8 protein-coding genes are annotated in these 14065 nt (G+C 36.3%); 5 read left to right on the forward strand and 3 right to left on the reverse strand.

Features of this window, described 5'->3' with window-relative positions; genetic code table 11:
• Nucleotides 1-71: 71 nt before the first annotated feature.
• Nucleotides 72-1922 carry a DUF885 family protein gene (locus H4J75_RS05280; RefSeq protein WP_182221555.1) on the reverse strand — a complete coding sequence of 617 codons (1851 nt, stop codon included), beginning with the start codon at nt 1920-1922 and terminating at the stop codon, nt 72-74.
• A 296-nt stretch (nt 1923-2218) separates the two neighbouring features.
• Entirely contained in the window at nt 2219-2875 is a 657-nt protein-coding gene (locus H4J75_RS05285; protein WP_182215710.1) for a DUF1456 family protein, read from the reverse strand.
• 177 nt (nt 2876-3052) lie between these two features.
• Here H4J75_RS05285 and mfd point away from each other — a divergent pair, with 177 nt between their 5' ends.
• The 3 genes from mfd to H4J75_RS05300 all read left to right on the forward strand — a co-directional run bounded on the left by mfd (nt 3053) and on the right by H4J75_RS05300 (nt 8491).
• A complete protein-coding gene (mfd, locus tag H4J75_RS05290; RefSeq protein ID WP_182215708.1) occupies nt 3053-6592 on the forward strand; it encodes a transcription-repair coupling factor in 3540 nt (1179 codons plus the stop codon).
• A gap of 73 nt (nt 6593-6665) precedes the next feature.
• Entirely contained in the window at nt 6666-8189 is a 1524-nt protein-coding gene (locus H4J75_RS05295) for a CsiV family protein (RefSeq protein WP_182221556.1), read from the forward strand.
• A gap of 14 nt (nt 8190-8203) precedes the next feature.
• Nucleotides 8204-8491: a DUF1244 domain-containing protein gene (locus tag H4J75_RS05300; RefSeq protein WP_182244405.1), complete on the forward strand. Its 288-nt coding sequence runs from the start codon at nt 8204-8206 to the stop codon at nt 8489-8491.
• 14 nt (nt 8492-8505) lie between these two features.
• On the opposite strand, the gene H4J75_RS05305 is transcribed toward H4J75_RS05300, so the two are convergent.
• On the reverse strand, nt 8506-8841 hold the full coding sequence (locus H4J75_RS05305; protein ID WP_182215703.1) for a hypothetical protein: 336 nt from the start codon (nt 8839-8841) through the stop codon (nt 8506-8508).
• Between the two features lie 180 nt (nt 8842-9021).
• On the opposite strand from H4J75_RS05305, the gene H4J75_RS05310 reads away from it, so the two are divergent.
• Together H4J75_RS05310 and H4J75_RS05315 are read left to right on the forward strand one after the other, a co-directional pair.
• Nucleotides 9022-9771: a DUF2189 domain-containing protein gene (locus tag H4J75_RS05310; RefSeq protein WP_182215702.1), complete on the forward strand. Its 750-nt coding sequence runs from the start codon at nt 9022-9024 to the stop codon at nt 9769-9771.
• 524 nt (nt 9772-10295) lie between these two features.
• Nucleotides 10296-13997: a response regulator gene (locus tag H4J75_RS05315; RefSeq protein ID WP_182221557.1), complete on the forward strand. Its 3702-nt coding sequence runs from the start codon at nt 10296-10298 to the stop codon at nt 13995-13997.
• Nucleotides 13998-14065 lie beyond the last annotated feature (68 nt).

Here is a 14065-nt window from a genome sequence, read left to right on the forward strand (position 1 = left end):
TACCGAACGGCACTTCTCTTTTATAAAGATTTTTTACTGCAATAAGACTTTAGCTTAAGCTTTTTTATTCGCTATTTTTTATTCGCTATATAGGTATCAACTAATTGCGCTAAAACATTTAAGGGTACTGGACCATTACGAAGTACCACATCATGAAACTCACGAATATCAAATTTCTCAGCAAGTTCGACTTTAGCGTGTTCACGTAGCTCAATAATTTTTAACATGCCAATTTTATATGCGGTTGCTTGTGACGGCATAACAACATGGCGCTCTACCATTTTTACAGCGTCAGACTTAGCATTTGGCGTATTTGCTACATAATATTCAATACCTTGAGCTCGCGTCCATTTTTGTGTATGGATACCGGTGTCAACCACTAAACGACAAGCTCTCCATAACTCCATAGCTAAACGACCAAAATCAGAATAAGGGTCTTGGTATAAACCAATTTCCTTCGGGATCATTTCTGAGTACAAACCCCAACCTTCGGTGTGTGCGGTATAACCACCAAATTTACGAAATTTTGGAATATTTGTTAGCTCTTGTTTTATCGCTATTTGCATATGATGACCAGGAATTCCTTCGTGATAAGCAAGCGCTGCCATTTGGTAAGTTGGCATTGCTTCCATGTCATAAAGATTGGCATAATAAACGCCTGGACGAGAGCCATCAGGTGCAGGTTGTTGATAAAAAGCTTTACCTGAAGATTGTTCACGGAAAGCCTCAACCGCTTTAACCTTTAATTTAGCTTTAGGTTTTGTTAAAAATAAACTGTCTAAACGTCCTTCCATATCATCAATTAAAGCAACAGCTTCATCTAAGTAACGTTGTTTACCGGCTTCATCAGCTGCGTAATAAAATTGTTTATCCGTACGCATAAATTCAAAAAACTCACCAAGTTCGCCTTCAAAGCCAACTTTATCCATAATTACGCGCATTTCACCGTGAATTCGAGCCACCTCACTTAACCCAGTTTGGTGAATTTGGTTAGCGGTTAAATCTGTTGTGGTGGTGCGTTGTAATGCAATATTAAAGAATGCTTCACCTTCTGGAAATTTCCACGCGCCATCTCTATTGTCTGCTTTTTTTTCTAGCGTTTCTAAATAACTGACTAATTGCTGATAGCCAGGTTTTATGCTGCTTATTAATGCGGTATTAACCGCTGTTAACAGAGTGCTTTTTTCAGCGGCACTGATCTCAAGCTTATTCACCTTTTTAGTGAAGTCAGCTAAAATCGTACTGTCTTTTCCGTCTTCAAATGGAGCACCTGCAAGAATATTTTGAGAGTCACGAATAACGTGAGGAAAAACAAACTTAGGGGCGATAATACCTAAGTCTTCACGCAATTTTAGTTGTGTCGTTAATTGTTCTAAAAGTACTTTAGCACCCTGCACTCGAGCAATATAATCTTGTGCTTCTTTGGTATTACTAATGGAATGCTGATTAATTAAAAATGCAGGTAAACTCGAATGCAAACCACGCATTTGATTTACAGGATAGTTATGAAAACGCCATTTATGGTCAGCAATTTTATTTTCTAATTTTTGTACCAATAAGTGATAGCTGATCATTGTCTGCTCATCGAGTTTGCGACTATCGATAGCTTTAACACGCTTAAGGTTTTCATGAGTAATCGCTAATTCTTTTAGCGTGTTTTCTTCTGAAATATCATCCCATTTATCATAATCAGTTTTTATACCTAAATAAGTTTGCATCATCGGGCTTCGTGCAACACCTTCATCAAAAATAGCATCAAATATTTGGTTAGCTTTTTCTGATTCAGACAATGCATTAATTGCACTCTTTTTCTCAGCTTCCTTTGAGCTTGTTTGTGGTGTATCAATACCTTTTTGTTCTGTGCAAGCGGCAAGTAATGAGCTAGAAATAGCCACTACCAGTAATGTACTTTTGAAAGTCATAAGTATCTCTTTTTATAGGAATATATAGTTACATTGCAATAACTGTAAATGTTCTGAATTTAAAATGCTTTTATCTAGTCTTGATCAAAAATGATAGTGTTGGCAATAGCTGTTCGACAAATCGCATTGTAATTACGATAAAAGGAACTTTACCTTTTCTATTTTTATAAGACATAAAAAAGAGCTTATACCGAGGTAAAAGCTCTTTTCAATTAGAGTAGAATTTATACTTTTATGATTAACAAAGAAAAATTTATTCTCAAGAATTACTGAATATAAATAACCACGCCTAAAACCTAATTTTTATAAATATCTGAAGGCTTAAGTTTTAACACTGTTCTTTTAGGTTTATCATCGTTATCTGTTGCTTTAGTGGCATTGGGGTTTATGTATATTTTGCTCACTTTAGGCTTAGCTGTTTGATAGTCTTTTTTTGGTAACTCAGGTTTTTTTACCGTTTCAACTTCACGCTTTGGGGTGAATTTTTCAGGACGATTAACATGATATTTGGTATCAATGGCTTGAATAAAGTTTCTCAAAAACTGATCTTTACACTCGCGGTAATGTTTGTGATCGGGCTTACGAAAAAATGCACTTAATTCAGGTTTAGTCATACGTATACCTGAGGTAGACATCATATCGAGAACATCTTCTGCGCGCAGCGCTAATGCTATTTTTAATTTGTTGAGCACAAGATTGTTATTCATTCGTTTTTCAGCTGGCGGTGTTTCACCATCACGGGCGCCACGTTTGTCAATAATTAAACCGTTCAAAAAAGTTGCTAGCTGAACATCGGTGCAGTTAACAACTTGTGGATCATCTTCTTTTTTCAACCAATAACTGATTTGTTCACGACTTACCGTTAACTTTGCTAAATTAAATAGGTCGATCATCTTTTGATCATTAAAATTAAAGGTATATCTTAAACGACGTAAAACATCATTATTGGTCACGAAACTCTCCAAAAAACACAGCAGGCTCTACCCAATGTAAAGCTGGGCCTTATTATATCACTATAGTTTTTTAAACAAAAAAGTATTTACTCGTTCTTAAAATTTAACCATAACTCATGTTAAGATAATGCGCTGTTTTAGACGCCTTATTAACAATCATTATTTGATAGAGAAATCATGAGTAAAACTGCTAGCTTATTTGAACCTGTATTAACTAAACGTCGTGGCAAACATGCTGATAAAAAGCATTGGACTAATTTACTAGGTAGTAGTGACACGCTAGCTATATACCATGGCGCCCTCAATGCCGACGCTCCGATGTTGTTATTAACCAATGACACCCAGTCAGCATTGCGTTTCGAGCAAGAATTAAAAAGTTTAAATAAAAAGCGGCAACTGCCTATTTGCTTATTTCCTGATTGGGAAACATTGCCCTATGATACCTTTTCACCGCATCAAGATATTATTTCCCAGCGACTAGCAACGCTTTACCAATTATCAAATATGAAAAGTGGCATTATTATTGTGCCGGTTTCAACATTATTACAACGCCTTGCGCCAACGCAGTATTTGCGTACGAATAGTTTGATCGTAAAAGTAGGTGATAAAAAAGACTTACATCAAATGCGACAAAATCTTGAAGCCAGTGGTTATCGCTGCGTAGAACAAGTGATGGAGCATGGTGAATTCTCGGCACGTGGTGCAATTCTCGACATATTCCCTATGGGCTGTAAAACTCCGTTTCGCTTAGATTTTTTTGATGATGAAATTGATGATATTCGCTTGTTCGATCCTGAAAACCAGCGTTCAAGTGATAAAATAGATGAAATAAATTTATTACCCGCACACGAATTTCCGACCGACGAAGCAGCAATAAATTTATTTCGTCGTCAATACCGAGAAGAATTCCCTAACACCATTCATAAAGAGTCAATATATCATCAGGTCAGTGATGGTATTTTGCCGGCAGGTATTGAATATTACCTCCCCTTGTTCTTTGAAGAAACGAGCACTTTGTGTGACTATTTAGGCGAAAACACACGGATAATGCTCAGTGGCGATATTGATAAAGCTATTGAACAGTACTGGCTTGATATTGATTACCGATTTGAAGAACGTCGTTATGATCTGACTCGGCCATTATTACCCCCCAAGAAACTCTTTTTAAATAGTGAAGAGTTTTATCGTGCCTTAAAACCTTTTGACCGAATTTCAATAGAAAAAGTGCCGGTAATAAACGCGTTACAAGAAACTGACAGTGACGACATTGAAAAGTCAAAAGCCGGTCATATCCGTTTTGATGTCACTCCCTTACCTGATGTTACGGTTAATCATCAACTGAAACAGCCTTTTGAATTAATCAATAATTTTATTCGCGACAAAGAAACCCCAGATAAAATTTTATTTGTTGCCGAAAGCCAAGGCCGTCGAGAAAGCGTTTTAGAGTTATTAGAGCGTAACCATATCAAGCCACAATATTTTGACGATATTGAAAGCTTTGTCGCAAGCCCGGACAAACTTGGCATCACAGTGAATACCCTCAACAGTGGTTTTATCTTTCAAAGTAAAGGCACCGCTAAGAAAAATGCGATAGCCCTAATCACCGAAGATGAACTTTTAGGAGAGCGGATAAAACAAAGTCGCCGCCGTACCAAACAACAAACTATTCAAGCGGATGCTATTTTTAAAAACTTAGCCGAGCTTTCAATGGGACAACCTGTTGTCCATTTTGAGCATGGTATTGGTCGCTACATGGGCTTACAAACCATTGAAAACAGTGGCATAACCACTGAGTTTCTAGTTTTAATTTACGCAGGTGAATCAAAGCTTTATGTACCGGTTGGCTCATTGCATTTAATTAGCCGTTATTCGGGCGCCGACGCAGAAAGTGCACCGTTACATAAATTAGGTAACGATACTTGGAGTAAAGCAAAACAAAAGGCCGCTGAAAAAGTGCGTGACGTGGCGGCTGAACTACTCGATATATACGCCAGCAGAGCCAGTAATAAAGGTTATCAATTCAAACGTGACAAAGCTGAGTATCAAGCTTTTTCAGACAGTTTCCCGTTTGAAGAAACCTTTGATCAAGAGCAAGCCATTAAAGCAGTAGTGTCTGATATGCTCAGTGATAAGGCCATGGACAGACTCGTTTGTGGAGATGTCGGTTTTGGTAAAACTGAAGTTGCGATGCGTGCCGCTTTTGTTGCCGTTAACGACGGCAAGCAAGTGGCTATCTTAGTGCCAACAACCTTGCTTGCCCAACAACATTATGAAAACTTTCGCGACCGTTTTGCTAATTTACCGGTTGCTATAGAAGTATTATCACGTTTTAAAACAGCCAAAGAGCAAAACGTTGTTATTGCCGATGTTGAATCAGGCCAAATAGACATTCTGATCGGCACCCATAAGTTATTGCAAAATAGTATTAAATATAAAGACCTAGGTTTATTAGTGGTCGATGAAGAACATAGATTTGGTGTAAAGCAAAAAGAAAAAATCAAACAATTACGCAGCAATGTTGATATTTTAACATTGACCGCAACCCCTATTCCACGGACCTTGAATATGGCGATGGGCGGCATGCGCGACTTATCGATTATTGCCACACCGCCGGCAAAACGCTTAGCGGTAAAAACCTTTGTTCGCGAACGTGACGACGCCCTTATTCGTGAATCTATTTTACGTGAAATCCTTCGTGGTGGTCAGGTTTACTTTTTACATAACAACGTTGATACTATCGATAAAACCGCTGCAGATATTCAAAAACTGCTGCCAGAAGCAAAAGTAACCACCGCCCATGGGCAAATGCGCGAACGTGAACTTGAACGCATTATGGGCGACTTTTATCACCAACGTTACAATGTATTAGTTTGTACAACGATTATAGAAACAGGTATCGATGTGCCAACAGCTAATACCATTATTATGGACAGAGCCGACCATTTAGGTCTAGCGCAACTCCATCAATTACGAGGCCGAGTGGGTCGTTCACATCATCAAGCTTATGCTTATTTATTAACACCACATGTTAAACGTATTACTAAAGATGCGAAGAAACGTCTTGAAGCTATTGCGTCTCTTGAAGATTTAGGCGCTGGTTTTACCTTGGCCACACACGATCTCGAAATTCGTGGCGCAGGTGAATTATTAGGTGAGGGACAAAGTGGTTCGATGAGCCAAATCGGCTTTACCCTTTATATGGAAATGCTCGATCAAGCTGTTTCAGCCTTGAAGCAAGGCAAACAGCTTTCGCTTGAAAATATGACCGCTAAGCAAACTGAAATTGAATTGCGGGTACCGGCGTTACTACCAGACGATTATATTTTTGATGTCAGCTTACGGTTAAGTATTTATAAACGTATCGCCAGTTGCGGCAATAAAAATGAACTTGACGAAATTCAAGTAGAATTAATTGACCGTTTTGGCTTATTACCGCAGGCTGCTAAAAATCTAGTCCATATTGCGAAGTTACGTTTAAAGGCCCAAAAAATAGGGGTTTCTCGTATCGAAGCAGGTCCAGCAGGTGGCTCTATTGAGTTTAGCGATGAGACAAAAGTTGATCCTATGCTTATTATTGGTCTTATTCAGCAACAGCCAAAAGTTTATAAATTAGTTGGCGCTAATAAACTCCAATTTAAAATTGCCACTGAAGACAGTAAATCACGCTTTATTTTAGTGACATCTATGTTAAATGATTTAGTAAAAACAAAAAAATAACCGTAAGATAACAGAGTAGACTCAATGCCTTAGTTTACAATAACAAGGCAGGTTATAACTCTTTGGATGATTAATGAATTTAAAACATTTAGCGCTGCTCTGTGCAGCCTTAATATTTTCACAACAAACCAGTGCCGCTGATAAAGATAATGACGACCGCTGGTTTGAAGTGGAAGTGATCCTGTTTAGTCAACTGGGCGATAAAGCGCAATTAAAAGAGAAGTTTCCAAATAATACGCTTTTACCCCAATACCGAAATATTATTGACTTGTTAGGCCCCTACCTTAACCCTGATATCACCAGCTTAAAACAGCAATTACCCCGTTGTGATAATCCTACTTATGCTCAATCACTCCTTGAGCAAGCTATAACGGCCATAAAAGAACAGCCTTACTATGTTGCTAAAAGCTTAGCTGAATTACAAACGCTTTCAGCCCAAACGATAGACGAGTCGTTAACCGATCCATCAATATCAAAATTTAGCGATGGCACACATAGACAAGTGACTTTAGACAATATCGATGATAGCCCAGCGCCGATAAATAATTCATTAAAAGCGGATGACAACAGCAGCTTAGCTATGCCATTACCAAAACAAGTGATGAGTGAAAAAGAATTAACGCAACGCTTAATGTTACTTGAGCAAGCAGCGGCTGAATTTTCAACTTTTCCCTTAACTTATGCCAACGAAACTGCCTCATTTACCGACGGTATTTGTACTATTTCTGTAGAGGAATTTCAGCACTTTAATCAATCAACCGATGCTTATGCTTATCAAAGTTATAACGCTTTTAATCTTGAGCAAGTACCGCCTACTATTAATAATATTGAAAATATCTATAGTGATGAAGACTACTTACTTAATAAAGAATCATTACAACTTGACGATATTGTTAAAGAAATAGCCCGCAGTCGAAATTTCAAACCATTACTGCATTTTGGCTGGCGTCAAAAGACAAAAACTAAACAATTAGCTGTGCCACTGAAAGTTATTGCCGGTGAAAATTTTGCTGAACAATACCAAAAAGAATTGCAACAATTTCAACAGCAACGCAAACAAGCACAAAGGCAAGAAGAGGCCCTGCATAGCGTATTATACAAAGATACTTCGGCCCAAATAGAAGGGTCAGATGAAACAGTAAAAGAAAAAATAATGGCAGAACGTTTACAAGAGCTGCTGATAAAGCTACCCAATTTACCTACTGAGACAAAAAGTTTACTCGCTGAAATAGAGCAAGATATAAACGACACAGCGGTAATATTGAATACTAACACAATGCAGGCAGCCCCAATAAAGCCTCCTCAAAATTGGACAGTAGAGGGTTTTATCAAGGTAGAAGTTGACTTTTATTTACATATTACCGCTGATCTTAATGTAATGAATATGTCGTTAGCCGAACAAGCAACGCAAAAGTTATTACCTGGTGATAAACAAAAGCCATCGGCAATTTTAAAAACGATAAACTTTAAACAAGACAGACGAGTCAGAAGCACAGAAATACACTATTTTGATCATCCTTATATCGGTATGATTATTCGTATTCTGCCTTATGACAAACCCACTAAGGAAGTTGAACAGTCAACTCCACTTAACTAAATAAAGAGATGAATATGGACAAAGAAATAGAAATACAAGCTGCTGTTTTTCGTCGATTACTGGCTCACTTAGACAGTAGAAAAGATGTACAAAATATTGAGTTAATGAATTTAGCGAGTTTTTGTCGTAATTGTTTTTCTAAATGGACCGTTGCTGAGGCTGAGAAGTTAGGTGTTGAAGTAGATATCGAGACCGCTCGTCAGCAAATTTATGGTATGCCCTATAGCGAATGGAAAGAAAAACATCAATTGCCAGCAACAGCAGAGCAAATGGAAAAATTTAATCAGTTACAAAAGAAGTAAACAATTTAGCGCAATTAAATTTTCACTGATATTGCATATTGAGTCGTTCGGCGATCATTTCTGTCGCGTGACTCTAACCAACGTCCGCGTTTATTTTTTAAATGACGTCGATCAGCAGATGAGCGGCGTTCAGGTCCTGTCCAAAGCACTTTTTTTATTCCCACTCCATTTTTCACATCATCTGCTACATCGGGCAGACTTGCTGCTGAGTTCATTTGACGATTATATTTATTAGCTTGGCGCTTATCTTTTTTTGATTGAGCGATTTTTACTTGATTGGCCGCAGGCAATAAATCTATCAGTACATCCACTTTACTTGTCCGTTCATCAGTAATTGTCTTGTTGTACATTTAATCGGCAACTAAGAATAAAAGTTTAATCTTTTATATAAATAGTACTGCTAGGCTAACTGACGATTATTTTCAGCCATGGTTTTGATACAAATCAAATAGATGTTCTTCAGCAAGCCATTTAAAAATATGCTCAGGTAAAATGCTGTTATCGTTATAAATAAGTAAAGACTCAGTATTATGGATAAAGCCACGCCATCAATAAAAAAATGGTTAGCATTTGGTTGGTCAAGTTTCATCAAAACTAAAACCATCAGTATAGTATTTAGCAGCTTTTTTTGCATTATCGCCGGTCTACTCTATTGGTTATTATTACGCATTGGTGCCGATTTAGTTATCTTTCCTTTTATCGCCGGTTTTTTCATTGTTGCTCCTATTCTTATTATTGGTTTTCAGCAAGTTGCAGGTCTATTAGAAAAAAATAAAATACCTACATTTAAAGACTTAATTGCGATTAAGGGACAAAAAAATAAAGGCATTTGGTTTTTAATCTTTATTCTATCCTTGTGTTATTTTATTTGGATAACCGATGCTTTAGTGATTTACGGACTGTATTTTGGCATAGAGCCCTTACCTTTAGACCACACTTTCATTACTGATCCAGCGTTAAGAGAATCATTACTTTGGTTTTTACTTTACAGCGGTTTAATCGGCTGGGTAACTGCAGTGATTGGCTTTTTACTCGGTGTGTTTTCTATACCCTTGATTATTCACCAACAGTTAAATTTTGTTGATGCGGTAAGTATCAGTGTTAAAACCGTATTTAAACATAAAAAATTAATGTTTAAATGGGCGCTAACCTTAGTCATGATAACGTCTTTAACTTTAGTGGTAGCACTACCGCTATTAATTATTGTCTTTCCTGTGTTGGGTTATGCAAGTTATGCGGTTTATGCTGACTTGTTAATCAACAAGGATAATAGCCCGTAATATTGTCAACACTCGAAAACAATACCTTGATAATTCAAGTAAAGCTATTTACCTCAGCATTCGCTAAATAGCGCCACTTGCCCACTTCAATACTCAATTAATTTTACCTGTTAATTGACGAACTAAACCAACCCCTTTATTAGCAACACCGGCAAATATTTGTTTAAGCTAATGGTGTTTACCTTCGGTGATAGTCGTTAATACTTATTTTTCATTTCCCCTTTATAGCTCGACATCTAAGTTAGTTGCTCATGTTTTTCAAGAGGCTTCAGGGTAAAGTGGTTAATTGGCTAAGCTGACTTGTCTGACCATATGGCCTTACGTAAATTGTTTGTCTTATAGTGAATAAGTAAAATAACGATGCTGCAGTTAATTGTTGATGCTAGGATATATGACACCCCATCAGAATTGTTTAATATAAAATAAAAATTCATAAAAATTAAATATTTTAAGTGTTTATTATGAAAGACTTAAAATTGTGTCTATACTTCTCAGGACATTAACTAACGGCGCGGTAATATCACTTGAGTCTCCTATCAAAGAATAAGAATCAAACTCATATTTTAATTATTCTCATTCTTATCTTCGTTGCCATTGGCTTTACCCAATTTTTAATTATGCAGTTCTTGCCTTGGATACAAACCTTATTTCCATTTTTACCTGAAGCGTTATTGAACGCTATATTACTGAGCCTATCGATTACACCGATTATTTATTTATTAATTAGAAAGCATATTATCGATGTATCATCTGACGAATCAAACATTCGTAAAAAGCTTATAATTTCTGCCGGCTTACCTCTTATTATTGCTATTACATTAATGCTAAATATTGTTCACAATAAACAACAAGATATTTCAATTTTACACAATACTGAAAGCATAATAGCGTTGGATAGTAATATTGCTAAGCTCATTGATGCCCTCAACAAAGAATTAGAACTCAGTGCGCTTTTTTTAATTAGTCTTGATGAAAAATCAGCAAAAATTTCGTCAAATACTCGATCACTAGATGACTTAAAAGTACTCCGTATCGCTGTTGATACATTGCTGTTGTCAATAAAGAAAAGCATGACATCTGAAGACATTGTTGTTGGCGAATTTAATCAACAATATGTTGCTGAGCTAAAGTCAGCGTTAATAACTCTTAGAGAAGGGATTGATGCTAACAATATATCTTGGCAGCAAATCATTGATTTTCATATTGATTGGAAAAATGATTTTTTATCAAAATTACAATCATTTTCAGATCAAATAAGAAATAAAAATATTGCAAAGATGCACAGTAATTTCCTTATTTTATTGAAGTTGAAATCTTTAAACCTGCTCAATAGTACTATTTTAACAGTGACCCTTGAAAATGAAGAAACAAATGATAATACCATTGACATACGTCCACTTAAGCTAAGTATCCGCCAACAAAATAGTCAAGAAAGACTGTATAATAATATATTTATCTCTTCACTATTTAAAGACAACGAAAGCCATGTAATTCAATTACTTGATAATAAAACAATAAGTGAAGCTAATAGACTTCAAAATGTTTTGCTCGAACGGAATACTGAGGAGCTTGTCGCTCAACTAAAAACTTCTATAGGCTATAATGGACTGATACATCAATTTAAAAATTATCTACTGCGTGATGATGAAAAATATCGAATCGCTTTTTTAACGCTTCATAGTGATGTAGAACAACTTATCAGTAAGTTACGAACGCTTAAACAATATAATCGTAAAGCCTTGTATCAGCTTGACAGTTTTTCAGCTGTATTGAATCAATATAAACAAACGTTGTCAGATATTTCTCAATATAGACAGCAAGGAAAATCGGCATCAGAGATTGACCAATTGGTTATTATTAATGATGACCCCGCCAATGAAGCATTAGAGTATTTGCAAAACCATTTATGGGAGAATGATCCTTTATACACCTTAGGGGTGCTTAAAAATAAAAACCTAATATTACAAAGTATTGAAAATCATCTCTCTGCACAAATACAAAAAACGCTCACCCATTTGTTGGTAGAAAAGCGAAATGATTCTTACATATCCGCAGTAACTGCACTTTTACTCAGCCTTTTCGTTATTGCACTTTTATTGGTTATTAGCCGAAATATTAATGACTCATATCAAGAAAGAATTGCTGCACTTAATAAAGCGGAAGAAGGCGCGAAATTAAAGTCAGAGTTTTTAGCAAATATGAGCCATGAAATACGCACCCCCATGAACGGTGTATTAGGCATGCTAGGTTTATTACTTAATAGTAAACTTGATGATGAACAAAAACACCGAGTTAATATCGCAAAATCTAGTGCTGACTCCTTATTAACTTTAATTAATGACATTCTAGATTTTTCAAAAGTTGATGCGGGTAAACTCGAACTTGAATACTTAGATTTTAATTTAAGAAACTTATTAGGTGACTTTGCTGAAGCTATGGCCTTACCTGCTCAAGATAAAGGTTTAGAAATAATCCTAGATCTTACGGGTATAAAAGAATCGATGATCAAATCAGATCCGGGCAGAATTAGACAAATACTGACGAATCTTGTCGGCAATGCAATAAAGTTCACAAATCATGGAGAGATAGTTATTACTGTAAAACTCATCACTAAAAAGAGTAATTATGGTGATGAATTAATATTACATTGTCGGATATCTGATACAGGAATCGGCATTCCGGCAGATAAAAAAGAAGTGCTTTTTTCAGCATTTAGTCAAGTAGACTCATCGACGACACGTAAATATGGGGGCACAGGGCTTGGGTTAACAATAACGAAAAAACTCTGTAATTTAATGCACGGCGATATTAATGTAGTTGATAAAATGGGTGAAGGTAGTTGTTTTGAATTTAGCTTATTAGTTGAGAAAAGTAAAAATTCGACCCTAGTTATACCCGAAATAGATATTTCGGCATTGCACATTTTAATTGTTGATGACAATAAAACCAATCGCGATGTCCTTCGCTCGCAGTTACAGCTGTGGGGGGCAAATATTGAAGAAGCTGATAGCGGTGATGCAGCATTGGCTCTATGTAAAAAGCGATATGAAGATACCGGCACACCCTTTTTTGATATTGCCATACTTGATATGCAAATGCCTAATATGTCAGGAGAAACCTTAGCGAAAAAATTAAAAAACCAACAAGAATTTAAAGCAATGAAACTCGTGATGATGACCTCTATGGGTGAAAGAGGTGACGCAAAACATTTTGCAGATATTGGTTTTAGTGCTTATTTCCCTAAGCCAACAACAACATCAAATCTATTTAAAGCCTTATCTGTAGTTGCTCATGGCGGAGAAATACTAAAGCAAGCGTCACCATTAGTTACTCATGATTATGTTAATGCAATGAAAATAGTAACAACAGAGGATAAAAAACCATTATTCGTTTCATCTGCCAAAAATATAAGAATATTAATTGTTGAAGACAATCGCATAAACCAAATGGTCGCTTTGGGTGTTTTAGAAGAATTAGGATTAACAGCTGACGCAGTAGCAAACGGCTTAGAAGCACTGATAAGCTTAAAAAAGTCATTAAAAAGCCACCCTTACTCTTTGGTCATAATGGATTGCCAAATGCCAGAAATGGATGGCTATGAAGCAACACGACTTATTCGCAAAGGAGATGCAGGCCAAAAGAATAAAGTTATTCCTATCATTGCGATGACAGCAAATGCAATGCAAGGAGATAAAGAGAAATGTTTAATAGCAGGCATGGATGACTACTTAACAAAACCTATAGAAATAAATAAAGTTAAAGCTAAATTAAAGTTATGGCTTGGAGTAACGGCTGATAAAGAAGAGCGTTTCGATACTAATACCTTAAATTCAGACCACCTCACCTTAAGTAGTCAATCAATTGAAAAATCTAAAAGTGAGCATGATAGCCCTTGGCAAAAAGCTTCTTTATTAAAACGGCTGGGTGGAAACCCTAAAAAAATGACATTATTGGTAAAATGTTACCTAGAGGATAGCGAAGAAAAAACACTCGAACTGCAAGAGTCAATAAAGGCAGAAAATTGGCAAAAGATAAATTATAACCTGCATTCAATTAAAGGTGCAGCAGGTAACTTAGGTGGATCTCAAGTACAAAACTTAGTCACTAAGATAGAAATACTATCAAAAGAAAAGAATATAACGGCATTGAATGAGAGCATAAGTGAATTATATACTGCACTGGAAACGTTTAATTCATTACTTGCTGACCACTTAAAAGCGCATTAAATTTTCATCACTTAACTTGGTGAGAAGCACCATGAAAACTTTATCAGCTTGACTATTAATCAGAACAA

This window comes from Colwellia sp. BRX10-1 (genome assembly GCF_014077545.1).
Lineage (GTDB): Bacteria > Pseudomonadota > Gammaproteobacteria > Enterobacterales > Alteromonadaceae > Colwellia_A.